Below are 19,989 nucleotides of genomic sequence, written 5' to 3'. Positions count from 1 at the left end.
CATTTAGGCAATTGCCCTTGCGTTCTTTCTGTAAATTTCCATTATTGTGTGAATGTCGTGATCAGCCACTTCTTTTTTCTCATCGGCGAAATTCAAAAATTCGCTGTAAACAACATCCAGTTCCAGTTTGGTAAGGTCGTAACCCATTTTCTTGGCTTTATATGCCAAAGCTGCCCTACCGCTTCTTGCGGTAAGAACAATAGCCGATTCAGTAACACCTACATCTGAGGGGTCCATTATTTCATAGGTCTCGCGATTTTTGATCACGCCATCCTGGTGAATGCCCGAGCTGTGGGCAAATGCATTGGCTCCTACAATGGCCTTATTAGGCTGAACCAGCATTCCCATTTCACGGGAAACCATTTTACTGGTATCGAAAAGAAGTTTTGGATTGATCTGTGTGTTTAAGAATAGTGTTGGATGCTGGCGAAGGATCATCACTACTTCTTCTAAAGCAGTATTTCCGGCGCGTTCTCCAATACCATTAATAGTACATTCGATCTGGCGGGCGCCGTTCATAACACCGGCAATGGCATTGGCAGTGGCCAAGCCCAGGTCATTATGACAATGGCAGGAAATAATAACATTTTCAATTCCTTCAACATGATCTTTTAAATATTTGATCTTTTTGCCGTATTCTTCCGGAAGGCAATATCCGGTGGTATCGGGAATATTTAGAACGGTTGCACCGGCTTTTACGGCTTCGGTACAAACCTTTGCAAGAAATTCATTGTCGGTTCTACCGGCATCTTCCGCATAGAATTCAACATCATCTACAAAGCTTCTGGCATAACTTACAGCTTCGGCAGCGCGATGGATGATCTCTTCCCGCGAAGATTTGAATTTATATTTGATGTGGGAATCAGAAGTTCCTATTCCCGTATGTATTCTAGGTTTTTTTGCATATTTCAGAGCCTGGGCGGCCACTTCGATATCGTTTTTCACCGCCCTGGTGAGACCGCATACGGATGCATTTCTGACCAGTTTGGAAATTTCGGTGACCGATTGAAAATCTCCCGGACTCGATACCGGAAAACCTGCTTCTATAACATCAACTCCTAATTCATCCAGCCTGGCAGCGATTTTTAATTTTTGCTGAGTATTCAGTTTGCAGCCCGGGACCTGCTCGCCATCCCTCAATGTAGTGTCAAAAATTTCTACCTTTTCTGTGTTCATAAGCGGTTTTTTTTACTTTATCTTTATCTAAAGTATTGAATGCAGGAGCGTTCAGGTTGCTTTATCTTAAGGTATTACGACACTTAACTTTGAATTTTACATGAATAAAACACTGTATAACAGGATTTTACGAATATTTTTGTTACAATGACCAATGATCTTACTGAAAATCTTTTTTCTCTTATTAAGTCCTTATCGGCTTCAGAAAAGAGACAATTCTCATTATATGTCGGGCGAATAGGGGTTAATGCCGATAGTAAATTCCTCAATCTTTACAAGGTGATCTCACGTCAGAAAAAGTATGATGAAAAGGAGATTTTAAAGAATACGAAGATCAGTAAACAGCAATTGTCTAATGTAAAATCCCATTTGTACAAACAATTACTGATTTCACTTCGGTTAAATCCGGCGCACCAGGATATTCCAATTCAGATAAGGGAACAATTAGATTTCGCGTGGATCCTTTATCACAAGGGACTTTATAAGCAGAGCCTGAAATTGCTCGATAAGGTGAAATCCCTGGCACTTACTTACGAAGAAAAGAATGTCGCTTATGAGATCCTTGAATTGGAAAAGATCATTGAATCTCAATATATCACCCGAAGTATAAAAAACCGGGCCGAGACCCTTATCAGGCAAACCGAAGAACTCGGTAGACTTAATATGATTTCGGGAAAATTATCGAATCTTTCCCTGGAATTGTATTCGATCTTTTTAAAGCTGGGTTATTGCCGTACTGCTGCCGAGGCGCAGGAAATAAAAGATTATTTTCATAAACAATTACCGGAATATACTTTTAACGAATTGGGTTTCAGGGAACGCTTATGGCTTTTTAAGGCCCATTTGTGGTACAGTTTCCTCATCCAGGATTTTCTAGGCTGTTATCGATATTCGATGAAGTGGAATGATCTTTTTAGAGAATACGAACACCTTATTCCTATTCACCCCGTTTCTTATTTAAAAGGAAATCACTATTTGCTCGAATCGCTTTTTTATTTGAACCATACCGCGCTGTTTGAAAAAACCCTCAGGCACCTTGAAGAAGCTTTACGAGATCCCAAGATCCCGCATGACGACAATATTGCGGCGCTTTCCTTTTTATATGTTTACTCCAACAAGCTAAATCTTAGGTTCATGAAAGGCCATTTTGGAAATGCCGATGAGCTTGTTGAAAAAATCGTTCAGAAAATAGCCAAATTTCAGGATCGCCTGGACGAACACCACATTATGATCTTTTATTATAAGATCGCCTGTTTGTATTTTGGTGATGGAGATAACAAAAAATGTATCGTTTTTCTGAAAAAGATCATCAATAATAAATCTCTGGAAATGCGTGAAGATCTGATGTGTTTTGCACGCATTCTTAATCTTGTCGCGCATTACGAAGGTGGTCTGGATTATCATCTGGATAGCCTGGTGAAATCTACCTATAAGTTCCTGATCAAAATGAATGACCTTCATGAGGTTCAAAAGGAAATGATAAAATTTTTACGGAATTTACCCGATGTTTCTCCCCTGGATATCAAAGATGAATTCAGAAAACTGCATTCCAAACTCAAGGAATTCGAAAATCATCCTTATGAAAAAAGGGCCTATTTGTACCTGGATATTATTTCCTGGCTGGAGAGCAAGATCCAAAACCGCCCGGTAAAAGAGATCATCAAAGAAAAGAACCAGGAAATATCCCGATAATTCAAGTTTTTGGCAAGAGATAAGCAATATTTTACCAACATTCTTTTTTTAAACCTGGCCGTACTGTTTATAAGTACTTCCGGGGTATTAGGGCGTTATATTACGCTGGATCCGGTGGTAATTATTTTTTACCGAACGCTTATTGCCGCGGTGGTTTTTTACATTCTTATCAGGTGGCGAAAGATCAGTTTAAAAATAGAAAGCAAAAGAGATCTTTTGAAGATAATTTTAGGCGGATTCCTGTTCGGAGCTCACTGGATCACCTACTTTTACTCATTGCAGCTTTCAAATGTGGCGATTGGTTTGCTTTCTCTTTTTACTTATCCTGTGATTACCGCTTTCCTGGAACCAATTCTCCTTAAAACATCTTTTAATAAAATCCATCTCGCACTGGGAGTACTGGTGCTGGCAGGAATCTATTTGCTGAGCCCAGATCTGGACTTCGAAAACGATTATTTTATCGCTGTGATTTTAGGAGTGATTTCTTCTGTTTTCTATGCGCTCCGGAATATCCTGATGAAGAATCAGATTTCAAAATATAACGGTACTACTTTGATGTTTTACCAGATTGTTACCATTTGTATTTGTCTATCCCCGGTTCTGTTTTTTTCAGAATTCACACCGGTAATAACCCAGTGGAAACCGCTTTTAATTTTGGCGATTCTCACCACCTGTATCGGCCATACACTTTTCCTGAACAGTTTCAGAAATTTTACCGTAACCGCGGCAAGTATTATGAGCAGTATTCAGCCGGTCTACGGAATTTTACTGGCGATTATTTTCCTGGATGAAGTTCCACAACTAATGACCATTTTAGGAGGAATTCTGATCATCAGCGCGGTAGTTATAGAAAATCTGGTTTCTTATAAAAAAGCTTAGAAACAGGCATTCCATAAAGGATCATCGGGCGGCGGAGCAATTATGTGAATTTGATTTTTTTTCACCGGATGAATAAATCTGAGCTCACGCTCGTGAAGATGGATGCTGGCGTCTTTGTTACTCCGGTCAAAACCGTATTTTAAATCGCCTTTTATGGGGCAGCCGATCGCCGAAAGCTGACTGCGAATTTGATGATGCCGGCCGGTGTGAAGATTGACTTCCAAAAGGTAATAATTGTCAAGTTCCTTCAGAATTTTATAATCAAGACTCGCTTTTTTACTTCCAGGAACTTCGTTGATATGGGCGTAAGATTTGTTCTGTTTTGGGTTGCGTTTTAGAAAATGGACAAGTTCATCCTGTTGTTTTGGTGGCGCATTTTTGACAATCGCCCAATAGGTCTTTTCGGCATCTTTATTCTGAAAGAGTTTGTTCAACCGAGGAAGGGCTTTGGAGGTTTTAGAAAATAAGACGATCCCGCTGGTTGGGCGGTCCAGGCGGTGAACCACTCCTAAATAGACATTCCCGGGTTTGTTATATTTTTCTTTCAGAAAAGATTTTACAACTTCGCTAAGCGGCTTATCACCGGTTTTGTCACCCTGAACGATGTCGCCGGGACGTTTATTCACGACGATAATATGGTTATCTTCATAAAGAACCTGAAGATTATCTTTATTAGAATGCCCGGTTTCTGAACTCAAAACCGGAAAATATTTTCAGACCTGTCCAAATTTTTAACTGTTAATTGATAATTGCTAATTGCCAATTGATTTAATACTGCTCTTCATCTGAAGGGAAGTCTTTACTCTTCACGTCGTCCCGGTAATTTTCAAAAGCTGTGGTCATTTCAGAATGAAGATCGGCATATCTTCTTAAAAAACGCGGATTGAATTCATGGGTCATTCCCAGCATGTCGTGAACAACCAGGACCTGCCCGTCAACCCCGTTTCCGGCACCGATCCCAATTACAGGAATACTGATGCTTTCGGCCACCTCTTTTGCCAATTTTGCTGGTACTTTCTCCAAAACGATGGAAAAACAACCAATTTTTTCAAGCATCTTCGCATCGCTTTTCAATTTTTCAGCTTCCTGGTCTTCCTTTGCCCGAACGGTGTAAGTCCCAAATTTGTAAATAGACTGGGGAGTCAATCCCAGGTGTCCCATTACAGGTATCCCGGCGTTAAGGATCCTTTTCACCGATTCTTTTACCTCTTTTCCGCCTTCAAGTTTTACCGCATGTGCGCCGCTCTCTTTCATAATTCTAATAGCTGAACGAAGGGCTTCTTTTGGATCGCTCTGGTAACTTCCGAAGGGAAGATCAACGACTACTAGGGCCCTATTTATAGCTCTTACCACACTGGTGGCATGATAGATCATCTGGTCCAGCGTGATTGGAAGGGTAGTTTCATGACCGGCCATCACGTTGCTGGCTGAATCACCCACGAGAATCACGTCGATGCCTGCGCCATCCACTATTTTAGCCATAGAGTAGTCGTAGGCGGTTAGCATGGCGATCTTTTCGCCATTCGCTTTCATATCTACTAAAGATTTGGTGGTAATTCGCTTATATTCTTTTTTCGCAACAGACATCCGGATTTCTTTAAATTTGAGTAAAAGTAGTAAATTCGGCCACCACAATCAAAAACAACCATTCATGAAAAGATTATTTTTCCTGAGCTTAATTTTAATCGGTATGGCGGCATTTTCCCAAAGCAAAGATTCGGAAAATACTCCGAAAAAAATGGTTGAAGATTTCTTTGAAGCCTTTCATCAGCAGGATACCGTTAAACTGAAAGAATTTGCACTGGAAAGTACCATACTTCAGTCAATTTCGATAGATGCGGAAGGCAATACGGCGCTGCATACCGATAGCTATGAAAAATTTCTAAAAGGAATTGCGTCTATTCCGAAGGACGCTTCTTTTCAGGAAAAACTACATGAATTCAGAATTGAAGAAAATAACAATGCCCTGGCAACGGTGACTACTCCTTATACTTTCTATTTTAACGGAAGCAGAACCCATTGCGGAGTAAACAGTTTTACACTGGTGAAACTGGACGGGGAGTGGAAGATCGCTTATCTTATCGATACGCGCACCAAAGACTGCGATTAAGACTTTTTCACATCCCTGACACATCTAAAACCGGTATGTTCGAGTCCGCTGTCGGGTGCAGAACTCATTCGGGTTGAGGTGCGGTAACCTTTACAATAACTTTCGCTGCATAAAAAAGATCCACCGCGAATCACTTTTTCCTGATTCCGGTTTTCGTAGTCTTTAAAATAACCGTTTTCGCGAACTCTCAACATCAAATAAGCATCGGGATAATAAGTGTCAAGACACCATTCCCAAACATTTCCGGTAGTGTCATAGAGGCCGAAATTATTAGCGGGAAAACTTTTAACCGGCGCAGCTTTTTCGTAATGATCTTCAACAAAATTCTGAAACGGGAAATCGCCCTGGAAGAAATTAGCCTTTTCGGTTGCGACTGAAAAATCATTTCCCCAATTATAAATAATAGTATCGTTTCCCGCGCGATTCAAATACTCAAATTCGGCTTCGGTAGGTAATCTTTTACCAGCCCATTTGGCATAGGCCATAGCATCATACCAGGAAACCTGCACCACCGGGTAATCATCTTTGCCTTTAATATTTGTATCGGGACCCTCAGGATGTTTCCAGTTAGCGCCTTTTGTGAACTTCCACCAATATCTTGGGTTTGTGGGATCGAAAACCAGTGAGCCGGGTTCGTATTTTTTACCATTTATTTCGAAGGAACGTTCGGCAGTGGTAACATAACCGGTTGCTTCAACAAATTCCCTGAATTGCGCGTTGGTAACTTCGGTTTTGTCAACCCACAGATCTTTGACTGTTTCCTGATGTCGTGGATATTCATCCCTTTTTCCCAGGCTGTCGCTGGAACCCATCATATAATCCCCACCTTTGATCTTTAGCATTCCTTTTGTCGAAGCGGAATCGGCTCTTGTTTTTATAAATGAAATCTCCCGCATGTATTTTTTATAATAATCATTGTGCGGAATGACGGGTTTGCTTTCCACCACATTGATGGGTGTGTTTTTCTTGTTTTCCTGGCAGCCGGTAAACAGAAGACCTGCAAGAACTGTAATTATGAAGAAACGAAAGCTGAAGGACATTTTTTGTCAAAATAATGCGCAAAGATAGGCATAAAAAAACCGGAAAATCAAGTGAATGAAATTTCCGGTTTTAAGAAATTTATTAAAAAAACTATGGTTTCAGTACAATTCTGAAACGTGCTTCATTATTCATCATTCTCTCAAAAGCTTCATTAGCTTTATCGAGGGGAAATTCTTCGATCATCGGTGTTGTACCGGTCATGGCGCTGAATTTCAAAGTGTCTTCAGAATCCATTGCTGTTCCGCTTGGCCAACCGGCAGCTGATTTCCTTCCCATCAATAATTGCATGGGTGAAACTTCAATAGGCTCTCCTGTTGCTGCGACCATGAGTAATTTACCGTCAATTCCCAGACCATCAACAACCGAAGTAATCGCATCGCTATATGGTGCTGTTGCAAGAATGAGCCTGGCACCGCCTAATTTTTGAAGTTCTTCGGCGCCATTTTTCTCACCGGTATTGATATAATGATGGGCTCCCAGTTTTGATGCCAGATCTTTTTTCTTGTCATTATGTGAAATTGCCACTGTTCGCATACCCATTTTTGAAGCGTATTGTATCGCGAGGTGACCAAGCCCTCCAATTCCCTGCACGGCAACAAGATCACCAGCACGAATACCTGAATTTCTCAAGGCATTATAAACGGTGATCCCGGCACAAAGTAATGGCGCGGCATCTGCCGAAGAGAGTTCTTCCGGGATTGCGGCTATCGCCTCTTTTGGTGCGGTCATATATTCAGCGTATCCACCGTCATAAGAAATTCCACTTACTTTTCCGTTTTCGCAATTGATAAAATCTCCGCGGCGACAGGGTTCACATTCAAAACAATGTCCGCCATGCCAGCCAACACCCACACGCTGACCTTTCTTCCAGTTGGAAACATTTGCACCGACTTCCTCTACAATTCCCACCACTTCATGGCCAGGGATTCGAGGATATTCAAGTCCGGGAAATCCGCCTGCTTTTACAAAATTGTCGCTGTGACAAATTCCGCATGCTTCCACTTTGATCAATATTTCATTTTCACCAGGTTTTGGTTTATCAACATCTTTTATGATAAAATCACCACCTGCTTTTTCAATAACTGCTGCTTTCATAGACTGTTTTTATTTAATTTTTTTGCTGAAGCTGAAGTTACGAAAGAAGGCATTAAATGATTTTTAATTCTTTGTTAAACCCCTTCAGAAAAAGGATACATTAACAAAAGTACTATGGAATTGTTCATGCTGTGGAGAAGAATTGGCCAGAAGATACCGCGATTTTCAATTTTGATCTTTCCGCAGAAAAATCCTGCAATGATCCGCGGGAAAATGAGGATGAATAGAACAAGATCGAAATAAAGTCCTTCTACATAATTGAAGACGTGCACCATTCCGAAGATCACGGCTCCCACGAGCCAAAAGGGAAGATACCATCGCTTCAAAAGGTCGGAAATTTTAAGGAAATATTTTTCGGGAATTAATTCGCCCATCGCGTAGTAAAAAAGCGAAATTGTGATAAAAACAAGGGTATAGCGCAAAATCCAGTTCGCTTTTTCAGGAATTATAGCAAGAGCGCCAATAAATAAAAGGGCACAAAGAAAAAGTTTAATATCGGCAACTGAAGGTTTGACCAGACTTCTGAAGATGCTTTCTTCCATTACAGGAGCCGCGATTGCCGCCAGGAAAAAGAATTTCCACGGACTCTTTTTCATCATTTCGAAAAGCTCTGACTGCTGGTATTGTTCCAGGTCCAGCCCGGGAAACCAGGAATGTAAAAAACTCAAAAGCATGAAAAACAAAAAGTAAGAACCGATCATTAATGAAAAATTCCTGAAAAGGTTTTTGAGCTTTGCAGGTAAGTCGGGGCCGGTATTTTCTATATTTTCCAATTGGGATGTTAACAGTCACTAAGACTAACCTTCACCGCCAGGCCGCCTTCAGAGGTTTCCTTATATTTCTTATTCATGTCTTTTGCCGTATCCCACATGGTTTCGATGACTTTGTCGAGGGGAACTTTGGCCCGGCTGGCATCGCTTTCCAGAGCAATTTCCGCAGCATTAATCGCCTTTATAGCACCCATAGCATTCCTTTCGATACAGGGAATCTGGACGAGGCCGGCGATCGGGTCACAGGTGAGCCCCAGATGATGTTCCATGGCGATCTCGCTGGCCATAAGCACCTGCTCTGGAGTTCCCCCCAGGAGTTGGGTCAAAGCTCCGGCTGCCATGGCAGAAGAAACCCCAATTTCAGCCTGACAGCCACCCATCGCTGCAGAAATGGTAGCGCCTTTTTTGAAAAGACTGCCAACTTCTCCGGCTACCAGCATAAATTTCTTGATCTCTTCGAAACCGGCATCATGGTTTTCGATTACCATATAATACATAAGAACAGCGGGAACAGTACCTGCGCTTCCGTTGGTAGGCGCCGTAACCACGCGGCCAAGCGAAGCATTTACCTCATTTACGCTTAAAGCAAAACAGCTCACCCATTTCAGAATCTGGCGAAATTTCACCTCGGTATTCCTGATGGAAGTGATCCACTCTTCAGGAGAATCATATTTTTGATCGCCAATAAGGCGCTGGTGCATTTCGAAAGCGCGACGTTTTACATTCAGCCCACCGGGTAGGGTTCCAGGAGTATGGCAGCCAATGTACATCGATTCCAGCATGACATTCCAGATTTGGCGAAGACCGGCATCGATTTCTTCATCGGTGCGCAGTGAACGTTCATTTTCCAGGACAATCTCAGAAATATTTCTATTTTCAGCTTTACAGTAGGCGAGGAGCTCGGTTGCTTTTTCCACAGGAAAAGGAAATTCCTGAAAATTCTTCATTTTCCTGCTCGCATTTTTACGTTCTTTTTTTACTACAAATCCGCCGCCTATGGAATAAAAGGAAGAACTTGTTTTTTTTCCGTCTTTCAGAATTGCTCGAAAAGTGATCCCGTTTGGATGAAATTCGAGAAATTTCCGGTTGAACTTTACATCTTCCTGAAACGAAAATGGAATCTCACGTTCGTGGTTAAAATTGAGTTTTCCTGTTTGTTCTAAATTTTCGATTTCTGCTTCGATAATCGAGATATCCATGGTGACAGGATCATGGCCCAATAATCCTAAAATAGTGGCAATATCGGTGGCATGGCCTTTTCCGGTAAGACTTAAAGAGCCGTAAAGGTCAACGTGAATTTTCTCTACCTCTTCGAAATGGTTTTTTGCCTTTAATTCGGCAATCCAACGCTGAGCTGCCCGCCATGGTCCCAGGGTATGGGAACTAGAAGGCCCGACGCCGATCTTCAGCATATCGAAAACACTTATGCATTCAATTTTTCGCATTCAGGATAATATATTTTGCTGCAAAAATACGGAATTGTTAATGCTCAGCATGGAATTCAGAGAAAATAATAAAAGAGACTTTTTTTTCGGAATTACGGAAATGACAATGCATTACAAAAAATGTGACAACCTGTCATAAGATCTGTGCTGGCATAGTGATTGACTTCAAGTGATTGTAAAACGGAAAAACTAACGTAAAAACAAGTTATATAATTATGAGTAAAGTAATTGGAATTGACTTGGGTACTACCAACTCCTGTGTTGCCGTAATGGAAGGTAACGAGCCAACGGTAATACCCAATGCCGAAGGAAAAAGAACCACACCTTCAGTAATTGCATTTGTCGAAGGTGGCGAAATAAAAGTAGGAGATCCTGCTAAACGTCAGGCAGTAACCAACCCGCAAAAAACTATTTCCTCTATAAAGAGATTTATGGGGAACAAATTCTCTGAATCTTCAAAAGAAGCAGGAAGAGTTGCCTATACCGTAAAGAAAGGTGATAACGATACTCCACGTGTAGATGTGGACGGACGTATGTATACACCGCAGGAACTTTCAGCAATGATCCTTCAGAAGATGAAGAAAACGGCTGAAGATTATCTTGGTCAGGATGTTACAGAAGCGGTTATCACCGTACCTGCCTACTTTAATGACTCTCAGCGCCAGGCGACCAAAGAAGCCGGTGAGATCGCGGGTCTTAAAGTAAGAAGAATCATCAACGAGCCAACTGCTGCGGCACTGGCTTATGGACTTGATAAAAAATCACAGGATCAGAAGATCGCTGTATATGACCTTGGTGGTGGTACTTTTGATATTTCCATTCTTGAATTAGGAGATGGTGTATTTGAAGTGCTTTCTACAAATGGGGATACCCACCTTGGTGGTGACGATTTTGATGAAGTATTGATCGATTATCTGGCCGATACTTTCCAAAAAGCGGAAGATATCGACCTTAGAAAAGATCCTATGGCACTTCAGCGTTTGAAAGAAGCTGCTGAGAAAGCTAAAATTGAGCTTTCCTCTTCTACTCAAACCGAAATCAACCTGCCATACGTGACTGCGACTGCAAGCGGACCAAAACACCTCGTGGAAACAATCACCCGTTCTAAATTTGAACAATTAGCTCATGACCTTGTAAAAAGGTCTATGGATCCCGTTAAAAAAGCGCTTAGCGATGCCGGGCTTTCCAAAAGCGATATCGATGAGGTAATACTTGTAGGTGGTTCTACCCGAATCCCAAAAATTCAGGAAGAAGTTGAAAAATTCTTCGGAAAAAAACCTTCGAAAGGAGTAAACCCAGATGAGGTTGTGGCAATTGGTGCTGCGATCCAGGGTGGTGTACTTACCGGAGATGTGAAAGATGTATTGCTTCTTGACGTAACTCCACTTTCTTTAGGTATTGAAACCATGGGAGGAGTGAACACCAAACTTATCGAAGCCAATACAACTATCCCTACCAAGAAGTCACAAATTTTCTCTACTGCGGCCGACAATCAGCCTTCAGTTGAGATCCATGTGCTTCAAGGAGAACGTCCAATGGCAGCCGATAATAAAACAATTGGTAGGTTTCATTTAGACGGAATTCCACCAGCGCCAAGAGGAACACCTCAAATTGAAGTGACTTTTGACATCGATGCCAATGGTATTATTAAAGTTAGCGCTACCGATAAAGCAACTGGCAAGTCTCAGGATATTCGTATCGAAGCTTCTTCAGGATTGACCGAAGAGGAAATCGAAAAAATGAAGAAAGAGGCTGAGGCCAATGCTGAAACCGATAAGAAAGCCAAAGAGAAAGTTGATAAGCTTAACGAAGCGGATGCAATGATCTTCCAGACTGAAAAACAGCTGAAAGAATTCGGTGATAAACTTTCTGATGAAAAGAAAAAACCGATCGAAGATGCGTTGGAAGAGCTTAAGAAAGCTTACGAAACTAAAGAACTTGAAACCATTCAGCCTGCTTTAGACAAGATCAATGAAGCCTGGAAAACAGCTTCAGAAGAAATGTACAAAGCACAGGCAGATGCTCAGGGCGGGCAAGCCGGAGGACCACAGCAAGGTGCAACCGGAGCTCAGGGCGGAGCTGCTGAAGGCGGAAGCTCTAAAGACGGAGACGACGTGGAAGATGTAGATTTCGAAGAAGTCAAGTAAGCAGAGAACAAATTTTGCCTCGCAAAATTTTGTGAATCGCCTGCCTGTCGGTAGGCGGGCTTATCCTGAGTTTAGCGAAGGATATCTTAAACGACTATTATAAATTGAAAACCCGCGAAATTCGCGGGTTTTTTTATTGAAATAAAGTGTAGATGTACACCAGATTAAAAAGAACCAATACAACCAGGCATAGAACACTGAAAATCCGGTATGCTTTTCCCGGTTTTGCTTCTTCAGGAGTTTGTTTTCCTGTGATAAGCCTGTAATTGAACCAGGCAAGAAATGGTGCCGAGATGAATGAAAGAGCCGTCGCAAAATCGATCAAGACGGTAAAAGAAGCCGTAAAAAAGTACAGAATAAGCAGGGAAAGTCCGGGAATGAGGAAAACATTCCAACGGTAATTTTTCCATTTTTGGGATTCTGTAGACTGTTTTTCTTCGGCGAAAATTTCAGCGATTACCCGTGGAAATGCATCTGTGACTGCGAGTGTAGTGGAGAACATGGCGATAAAGGCCGCCACCGCAATTATGGGTTTACTCCAGTCGCCAAGGGTCTTTCCGTAGAGATCGATCAACTGCCCGGAGAATTCAACTGCGCTTCCAGAGAAACTAATTCCGCTACCAAACATGATCAAGACCCCCATTAAAAAGAAAAGGAGTCCGATAAAAGCCGCAGCCAGGTAACCGATATTGAAATCGGCAAAAGCCTCCCGGAGGCTCGTCTTGCTTTTATTGGAAATCGCTTTTTCCCTGGTCCAGATAGAATGCCAGACCGAGGCGTCCAACGGAATAGGCATCCATCCCATAAAAGAAATGATAAAAGCGATCCCTACTTTATTCCAGACAGCGGGAGCTTCCATTTCTAAAGCCTGATCTAATCTTCCTTCCCCGAAGGCCAGTATTACCGCTGTCAAAGTAGCAAGACCAAGTACGCTAACGATTATTTTCATCGCCTTATCCAGGGCGGGATATTTCCCAATTAAAAGCAAAAGAATACAGAGGCCGATAATTACGAAGCTCCAGGTAAAATTATCCCATCCCATTCCAAAGAGCCTTTCCGCCAGTCCGGCAGTTACAATGGTCACCGCGGCCTGGATGATAAACATGCTGCCTACGGTGATTAAAATAAAGGTCCAGTAAGGAAATTTGCCCATTTTCTTATATCCATGAATGAGATGGTCACCGGTCGCGGCTGCGTATCTGGGACCAAATTCGAGAAAGGGATATTTGGTGATACAGGCGAGTGCGAGCACCCAGATCAGCAGAAATCCGTAGTCAGCTCCTGCGCGTGTTGCCTGCACGAGATGGGAAACGCCAATGGCAGCGCCGGCAAGTAATAATCCGGGTCCGAGGCCTTTGAAAATAGATGTTTTTTGGGAGGTGTTTTGTTTCATCTAACCTTGTTATCGGGCATTACGAGCGCCTGCCCGTAGGCAGCGAAGTAATCTCTAACTTCAGATTGTTTCTAAGTCTCCGACGGCTCGCAATAACATTAAATTTTACATGAAATTAAGCAAATTTTGAGATCATTTCAGTATTTACTTCATGACCACCTTGGAAAGTCAGAATTTCCAGGTCTTTTGGAAATAATTTTTGCAGCCGTTCTTCTTCTACTTTTACAATACCTGATTTCAAATACTCATCTTTTAGACCATAGATAAATCTGAACCTGGTATTTTTCAGGAAAGCAAAATCTTCGGTTTTCAGCTCTTCCGGGACTTTTCCGGAGTGCATGATCAAATTTTTACATTGAATTTTTCGTCTTGCGACAAATCTTGTAGCTACCGAAACTCCCTGGGAATAGCCGAAAATATTCAGATTTTCAACTTCAGATAAATTCTCGGCTTCATAAACGGCATCGAGATAATTCAGCATATTTTCAATGCCTTCTTCCAGATTTTCCCGGGTAAGCCAGGAGGCGCCTACATGTTTATATTCGCCATTCAAATAATATTTAGACTGGGCCTGGGGAGCGATGATATAATTTTCAATTTTATCGAGGTGCTTGAAGTATTTCAGGAAATACCGACTTAAATAGCCAATTCCGTGGAAAACCAGCCAGACCTGTTTAGTTTTTGGAGTAAATTCATTTAAGGTGGAATAAGTATTCTTAATCTGGTAAGAAACGCTTTTTTCGCTGCTCATCTGTTTGCTGTTTTGTATTTTTACTTTCCAATTGGAATTTCTCTTTCGGTTAAATTTTGAAGAAATGATCTTTAATTTAATGACCGTAAGAATTCAAAAAGTTGTTGAAAAATAACCAATCTCTGAAAGATGACGAAACAGGAAATTATATCACTTGCCAAAAAAGCCTGTAAAAATACACTTATGGAAACCCTCGAAATTGAGTTTGTAGATGCCGGGGAAGATTATATGATCGCCAAAATGCCGGTGACGCCCAGAGTCCATCAGCCGGATGGAGTTCTTCATGGCGGCGCCAGTGTGGCTTTGGCTGAAAGCGTGGGAAGCATGGCAAGCTATGTTTTTTTGAATACGGAGGATTTTTTTATTCGGGGGATAGAAATTTCAGCAAATCATCTTAAATCTGTTAAAGAAGGTTACGTTTTTGCCAGGGCCTCTTTTATTCATAAAGGCCGCACGACACAGCTATGGGAAATCAGGATCACCGATGAAGCTGAAAACCTAATTTCTCTGGTAAAATTAACGACCATTTCCCTTCCAAAAGAAAGAAAATAATGGAGGAAGCAAAGTTTTTTTCTAAGCTCAGAGATCATATTAAAAGTAAAAATGCTTTTGTGGTTTACCGGTTTCCAAATGAGGAAAATCAAAGGGTCCATGCTCTACTTCAAAATAATTTCCAAAGTTTTACCTGTTCAGATTTCTCGGAAAGCGGATTTGTTTTTGCTCCTTTTTCAGATAAAGAAAAAATATATTTGATCCCTTCGACGGAAGCTGAAAAAATTGAATTTCAACATTATCCAGAAAGTAAAGTAGACGAAGATCAGGCCGAAGTAATCTTCCAGGAAGGGAATTTTCCGCAAAGGGAAAAAGATCAGAAAGATCATGAAAACCTCGTGCAGAAAGCTGTTGATACTATCAAAAATGGCCATTTAAAGAAGGTGGTTTTGTCACGAAAGGAAACGGTGCAGGTTCATGATCCAGATCCAGTTAGGATCTATAAGAATCTTCTCGACAAGTATTCATCTGCTTTTGCCTATTTGTGGTTCCATCCAGAAACGGGTTTCTGGCTGGGAGCAACTCCTGAAACACTACTGAAAACCGAGCGTAACCGATTTAAAACTATGGCTCTTGCTGGAACGCAGCTATTCAGGAATCAGTCGGTGGTTAAATGGGAGCAGAAAGAAATTGAAGAGCAAAAACTTGTGACTGATTATATTCTGGAAACCCTGGCAGATAATGGCATTGAACGTATCGAAAAATCTGATCCCTATACTTTGAAAGCCGGAAACCTGCTTCATATTTGTACCGATATCACCGGCACTTTTCAGAAAAATGAAAACGGAATTGCTCCGCTAATCAATTCTCTTCATCCAACCCCAGCGGTATGTGGTCTTCCAAAAGAGAAAGCCAAAGAATTCATCCTTGAAAATGAAGGATACAACCGCAAATTTTATACTGGTTTTCTGGGTGAACTCAACCTGAAAACACAGGTACAGCGCAGCAGCCGAAGTAGAAACCAGGAAAATCAGCAATTTTCAGCAATTTTTGAATCAACACGTTTGTTTGTAAATCTTAGATGTCTGGAGTTAAAAGGAGGTGATGCCAGCCTCTTTGTTGGCGGCGGAATCACAAAAGATTCCATCGCGACCAGCGAATGGATGGAGACGGTAAACAAGGCCCAGACCATGAAGGCCATACTTGTTAAATAAGCTCCAAATCTTAAGAGCAAGTTAGTTGTAAATTGTAATTTTGAATGATCGGCAGATCAAAAGTGCAAAAAAGAAGCACTTCAAATTAAAAATAGAAAAAAGATTCTGTGAAGTACTCCAAAATACCAGTGGCACGTTCTATCGTAGCCTTATGTGTTGCAAAAGATATCAAACATGTTGTTATTTCTCCAGGCTCGCGAAATGCGCCACTTACCATAGGTTTTACACATCATTCCAATATAAAAGCTTACAGTATCGTAGATGAACGCTGTGCGGCTTTTTTTGCCCTTGGAATGGCGCAGCAACTTAAAAAACCGGTCGCCGTTGTTTGCACCTCGGGATCAGCGTTGCTGAATTATTACCCGGCGATTTCTGAAGCATTTTACAGCGATATTCCGCTGGTGGTGATTTCGGCAGACAGGCCTGTGGAAAGGATAGATATCGGCGACGGACAAACAATTCGTCAGAAAAACGTTTTTGAGAACCATATTCTCTATTCGGCTAATTTATATTCTGAACTTGTGCTGGAAGCCGAAACTAAAGACGAAAAACTTAAGCAGAAGCAATTCGAAGCTCAAAAGCATAACGAAAGGGAAATTAATCTGGCCCTGAACAAAGCGATAGAAGAGAAGGGGCCGGTGCATATAAATGTGCCTTTTTATGAGCCTTTATATGATACCGTTGAAGATGTAAATGCACAGCCTTTGCAGATTTTCCCTGAAATCAAAGAGAGGTTTTACACGGCGAAACAGCTGGATCCTTACGTGAAAGTATGGAATAGCGCGCGACGAAAAATGGTGATTGTAGGTGTCGAACAGCCTAATGCCGTAGAACAGGAATTTCTGGATAAGCTGGCCAAAGACCCGAGCGTGATCGTTTTTACTGAAACAACGTCTAATCTGCACCAGGATGAATTTTTTACAAGAATTGATACGCTGATCGGTCCTATTGAGAAGGACATGAACCGGGATGATCTCTTTTTAAAACTTCAGCCAGATATCCTGCTCACCTTTGGAGGAATGATTGTTTCTAAAAAGATCAAGGCTTTTCTCCGCAATTTCAATCCTAAAAATCACTGGCATATCGATCCGAAGAAAGCTTATAATACCTTCTTCTGCCTGAATAAACATTTTGAGACTGAAGTGAATTCCTTTTTCAGTGAATTCTTTCCGTTAACTGAAGATATTGAAAGCGATTACGCCGCATTCTGGAAAGATGTGCGCAAAAAACGGCAAAAGCGGCATGAAGAATATATGGCTGAAATTGAATATTCAGATCTAAAGGCGATGCAGCTCATAGTTCCTGAAGTTCCTGAGGGGAATATTATTCATTTCGGCAACAGTTCCACCATCAGGTACGCGCAACTTTTCCAGTGGGATAAAAGTTTGAAAATATATTGTAACCGCGGAACCAGCGGTATTGATGGCAGTGTTTCAACAGCTGTGGGTGCAGCGGTGAGTCTGGGGGAACCTGTACTTTTGGTCACCGGTGATCTTAGCTTTTTTTATGACAGTAATGCCCTGTGGAATAATTACATTCCTCCAAACTTAAGGATCATCGTGTTGAATAACCGCGGAGGCGGGATATTCAGGATTTTGCCCGGAAATAAGAATTCTGAAAATTTTGATACTTTCTTTGAAACGGTACATAATCTGAAAGCCAGGCCACTTTGTGAGATGTATGATTTTGAATATAGAAGCGCCGATTCTGAAGATACTTTGAAAAATGCTCTAAATGGATTTTTTGAAAAATCTGAAAAACCGCGTTTGCTTGAAATCTTTACTCCGCGTAAAACCAATGATGAGGTCTTGCTTGAATATTTCAATTTTATGAAATCTTAAGAATCGTCTAAGCCCTACTTTCCTTGTAATTGCTTATATTCTATTGAATAGAAAAAATTAAATATGAGCAAATTAGATGAAAAAGTAGGAAAATATCTGGATGATTTGAAATCGAAAGTAGGAGAGAGCGATCCTGATATTGATCTCCTCCGAAAAATCACAGAAGCAGCCGGGCCGGTCATCTATAAAGCCGATGCTGAGACGGTTTCGGCTTCAAGTAAAGAGGAGCTTGAAACTGTAAAAAATAACTTTCTGAAGAAAAAACTGGGTGTAACTGATGATGCTAAAGCGAATGAAGCTTTAAACCAGGTTCTGGAAAAATATGGCAAATCAAACCGAAGTAAATATAGGGTAGTAGTGTATTACCTGCTTACCAGGCATTTTAAAAAGGAAGATATTTTCAAATAAAAAAATAAAGAAGCAGCAGAAAATCCGTCTGAATTTTTCAGGCGGATTTTTTATATTAATTTAAACCTATCTTTGTCGGTTAAAAAAAAGGAAATGCAAATAGGCGAATATCATGAATTGAAAATGGAAAGGGCCACCGATCATGGTGTTTACCTTGAAAATGAAGAAGGAGAGGAAGTGTTGCTTCCTAATAAATATGTACCAGCGAAATGGAAGCAGGGAGATATTTTAAAGGTATTCGTATATCTCGATCATGAAGAAAGGCCCGTGGCAACTACTCTTGAACCAAAGATCAAACTCGATAAGTTCGAGGTTTTGGAATGCGCTGAAGTGAGCAAATTTGGAGCTTTTTTAGATTGGGGGCTTGAAAAACATCTTTTCGTCCCCTTTAAAGAGCAGGTAGTGCCAATGCAAAAAGGTGAATCTTATCTTGTTTTTTGTTATCTGGACCTCGAAACCGGTCGTTTGGCAGCTTCCTCGAAAGTTCATGCCTTTCTGGACAATTCGGAACTTACTGTAGAGCCATTTGAGCAGGTAGATCTACTGGTAAGCAACCAGACCGATCTTGGCTATAATGTGATCATCAATCAATTGCATTTAGGGCTGGTTTATAAAGATGAAGTTTTTAAACGACTTCAACCGGGAGATGCGCTGAAAGGTTATATCAAAAAAATAAGGGAAGATCATAAAATTGATGTAACACTACAAAGACCCGGTTACCGCAGTATTGAACCCAATGCTGACAGAATTATGGAAAAACTTCAAAAATCTGGAGGTTTTCTTCCTTTAACCGATAAATCGGCACCCGAAAAGATCAAAGATCAGCTGCAAATGAGTAAGAAAAGTTTTAAAAGAGCTGCCGGTAATCTTTACAAGCAACGATTAATAGACATAAAAGAAGATGGTCTTTATCTTAAAGATCAGTAGTTATATCGGTAAAGGGAGTTCGATCTCAGCTGGTAATAAGCACGGTTATAAGGATCTAAGATAGGGGCCACGAACGGATTTATATAAGTGTCCATTTTTCCAGGATCAGCATTACCTGTCAACTCAAAAAATCTCTTTTTCTTCTCCTTTGGTTCACCAAGTGGTGAGCCAAGATTGATCTCTCTTTGTGGCTCTTTTTCGGCATTAATACGATCGATGGCCGCAATCATGTCTATTTGCTTGCTCTGGGTCGCACCGGAAATATTTAAAAAAGTACCATCAGGCAGGTCAAAGTGTGAATTTGATTTTTGCCAGTTAAAGGCCAGGGCTTTCCAGGAAGCATCTATATTCCGGTCACTAATTTCAAAATCCTTACGGTTCCAGTACTCCTGGGCGCTTACAGAAACGGAAACGAATAACACAAATACGAAAAGAAATCTTTTCATCGGAAGTTTTCTATTACAGATCAAAGACTATGCAAAAATAAAACAAATTTGAAAGTAAATTTTTTTTGCCTACTTCCAGGATAAAAGAAGGCAAATTCCCCTTTTTAACTTAATAGCAATAAAAATCTGAAATTTTAAAATTACGGATTAAACGAAAAGAAA

The 19,989-nt window shown here is 41.1% G+C and carries 19 protein-coding genes; 9 read left to right on the top strand and 10 right to left on the bottom strand.

Going from position 1 to position 19,989, the window contains the following annotated elements; all coding sequences use genetic code 11:
* Positions 1 to 3: 3 nt before the first annotated feature.
* Positions 4 to 1,176 carry a 2-isopropylmalate synthase gene (locus tag C7S20_RS17795; protein ID WP_107013728.1) on the bottom strand — a complete coding sequence of 391 codons (1,173 nt, stop codon included), beginning with the start codon at positions 1,174 to 1,176 and terminating at the stop codon, positions 4 to 6.
* Positions 1,177 to 1,323: 147 nt separating this feature from the next.
* Here C7S20_RS17795 and C7S20_RS17790 point away from each other — a divergent pair, with 147 nt between their 5' ends.
* Both C7S20_RS17790 and C7S20_RS17785 read left to right on the top strand, forming a co-directional pair.
* Positions 1,324 to 2,868, top strand: a complete 1,545-nt coding sequence (locus tag C7S20_RS17790; RefSeq protein WP_107013727.1) for a hypothetical protein — start codon at positions 1,324 to 1,326, stop codon at positions 2,866 to 2,868.
* 9 nt (positions 2,869 to 2,877) lie between these two features.
* Positions 2,878 to 3,747 (top strand): DMT family transporter, encoded by an 870-nt coding sequence (locus tag C7S20_RS17785; RefSeq protein ID WP_107013726.1) that lies wholly within the window; start codon positions 2,878 to 2,880, stop codon positions 3,745 to 3,747.
* Here C7S20_RS17785 and C7S20_RS17780 read toward each other — a convergent pair.
* A complete protein-coding gene (locus C7S20_RS17780) occupies positions 3,744 to 4,445 on the bottom strand; it encodes an RluA family pseudouridine synthase (RefSeq protein WP_107013725.1) in 702 nt (233 codons plus the stop codon). The two genes, C7S20_RS17785 and C7S20_RS17780, sit on opposite strands and share 4 nt — an antisense overlap.
* Positions 4,446 to 4,515: 70 nt before the next feature.
* Positions 4,516 to 5,334 carry a 3-methyl-2-oxobutanoate hydroxymethyltransferase gene (panB, locus tag C7S20_RS17775; protein WP_107013724.1) on the bottom strand — a complete coding sequence of 273 codons (819 nt, stop codon included), beginning with the start codon at positions 5,332 to 5,334 and terminating at the stop codon, positions 4,516 to 4,518.
* A gap of 64 nt (positions 5,335 to 5,398) precedes the next feature.
* Here panB and C7S20_RS17770 point away from each other — a divergent pair, with 64 nt between their 5' ends.
* Positions 5,399 to 5,857 carry a nuclear transport factor 2 family protein gene (locus C7S20_RS17770; RefSeq protein ID WP_107014305.1) on the top strand — a complete coding sequence of 153 codons (459 nt, stop codon included), beginning with the start codon at positions 5,399 to 5,401 and terminating at the stop codon, positions 5,855 to 5,857.
* Here C7S20_RS17770 and C7S20_RS17765 read toward each other — a convergent pair.
* From C7S20_RS17765 to C7S20_RS17750, 4 genes are all read right to left on the bottom strand, one after another.
* The gene (locus C7S20_RS17765) at positions 5,854 to 6,897 is read right to left on the bottom strand and encodes a formylglycine-generating enzyme family protein (RefSeq protein ID WP_107013723.1); all 1,044 of its coding nucleotides are present in this window, start codon (positions 6,895 to 6,897) and stop codon (positions 5,854 to 5,856) included. The two genes, C7S20_RS17770 and C7S20_RS17765, sit on opposite strands and share 4 nt — an antisense overlap.
* 91 nt (positions 6,898 to 6,988) lie before the next feature.
* Positions 6,989 to 7,993: an alcohol dehydrogenase gene (locus C7S20_RS17760; protein WP_107013722.1), complete on the bottom strand. Its 1,005-nt coding sequence runs from the start codon at positions 7,991 to 7,993 to the stop codon at positions 6,989 to 6,991.
* Between the two features lie 74 nt (positions 7,994 to 8,067).
* Positions 8,068 to 8,766, bottom strand: a complete 699-nt coding sequence (locus C7S20_RS17755; protein WP_227009047.1) for a CPBP family glutamic-type intramembrane protease — start codon at positions 8,764 to 8,766, stop codon at positions 8,068 to 8,070.
* 8 nt (positions 8,767 to 8,774) lie between these two features.
* On the bottom strand, positions 8,775 to 10,208 hold the full coding sequence (locus tag C7S20_RS17750) for an L-serine ammonia-lyase (RefSeq protein WP_107013721.1): 1,434 nt from the start codon (positions 10,206 to 10,208) through the stop codon (positions 8,775 to 8,777).
* 215 nt (positions 10,209 to 10,423) lie between these two features.
* On the opposite strand from C7S20_RS17750, the gene dnaK reads away from it, so the two are divergent.
* Positions 10,424 to 12,355, top strand: coding sequence for a molecular chaperone DnaK (gene dnaK / locus C7S20_RS17745; protein WP_107013720.1), 1,932 nt, complete (start codon positions 10,424 to 10,426; stop codon positions 12,353 to 12,355).
* A gap of 133 nt (positions 12,356 to 12,488) precedes the next feature.
* On the opposite strand, the gene C7S20_RS17740 is transcribed toward dnaK, so the two are convergent.
* Both C7S20_RS17740 and C7S20_RS17735 read right to left on the bottom strand, forming a co-directional pair.
* Complete coding sequence (locus C7S20_RS17740) at positions 12,489 to 13,748, bottom strand: Nramp family divalent metal transporter (protein ID WP_107013719.1); 1,260 nt, start codon at positions 13,746 to 13,748, stop codon at positions 12,489 to 12,491.
* A 115-nt stretch (positions 13,749 to 13,863) separates the two neighbouring features.
* Positions 13,864 to 14,499, bottom strand: a complete 636-nt coding sequence (locus C7S20_RS17735) for an alpha/beta hydrolase (protein ID WP_107013718.1) — start codon at positions 14,497 to 14,499, stop codon at positions 13,864 to 13,866.
* A gap of 129 nt (positions 14,500 to 14,628) precedes the next feature.
* On the opposite strand from C7S20_RS17735, the gene C7S20_RS17730 reads away from it, so the two are divergent.
* The 5 genes from C7S20_RS17730 (at position 14,629) to C7S20_RS17710 (ending at position 19,381) form a co-directional block, all read left to right on the top strand.
* Positions 14,629 to 15,051 (top strand): PaaI family thioesterase, encoded by a 423-nt coding sequence (locus C7S20_RS17730; RefSeq protein ID WP_107013717.1) that lies wholly within the window; start codon positions 14,629 to 14,631, stop codon positions 15,049 to 15,051.
* Complete coding sequence (locus C7S20_RS17725; protein WP_227009046.1) at positions 15,051 to 16,205, top strand: chorismate-binding protein; 1,155 nt, start codon at positions 15,051 to 15,053, stop codon at positions 16,203 to 16,205. Before C7S20_RS17730 ends, C7S20_RS17725 begins: the two co-directional genes overlap by 1 nt.
* A gap of 107 nt (positions 16,206 to 16,312) precedes the next feature.
* Positions 16,313 to 18,046, top strand: coding sequence for a 2-succinyl-5-enolpyruvyl-6-hydroxy-3-cyclohexene-1-carboxylic-acid synthase (gene menD / locus C7S20_RS17720; RefSeq protein WP_107013715.1), 1,734 nt, complete (start codon positions 16,313 to 16,315; stop codon positions 18,044 to 18,046).
* 63 nt (positions 18,047 to 18,109) lie between these two features.
* Positions 18,110 to 18,454, top strand: coding sequence for a DUF2853 family protein (locus C7S20_RS17715; protein ID WP_107013714.1), 345 nt, complete (start codon positions 18,110 to 18,112; stop codon positions 18,452 to 18,454).
* Between the two features lie 93 nt (positions 18,455 to 18,547).
* Positions 18,548 to 19,381: a CvfB family protein gene (locus tag C7S20_RS17710; protein WP_107014303.1), complete on the top strand. Its 834-nt coding sequence runs from the start codon at positions 18,548 to 18,550 to the stop codon at positions 19,379 to 19,381.
* Here C7S20_RS17710 and C7S20_RS17705 read toward each other — a convergent pair.
* Complete coding sequence (locus C7S20_RS17705; RefSeq protein ID WP_107013713.1) at positions 19,375 to 19,827, bottom strand: hypothetical protein; 453 nt, start codon at positions 19,825 to 19,827, stop codon at positions 19,375 to 19,377. The genes C7S20_RS17710 and C7S20_RS17705 overlap by 7 nt on opposite strands.
* Positions 19,828 to 19,989: the final 162 nt, after the last annotated feature.

The sequence above is a fragment of the Christiangramia fulva genome (assembly GCF_003024155.1).
Classification (GTDB): Bacteria; Bacteroidota; Bacteroidia; order Flavobacteriales; family Flavobacteriaceae; genus Christiangramia; species Christiangramia fulva.
The sequence above is the reverse complement of the archived record's forward strand: the minus strand, read 5'-3'. Positions and strand labels throughout refer to the sequence as shown.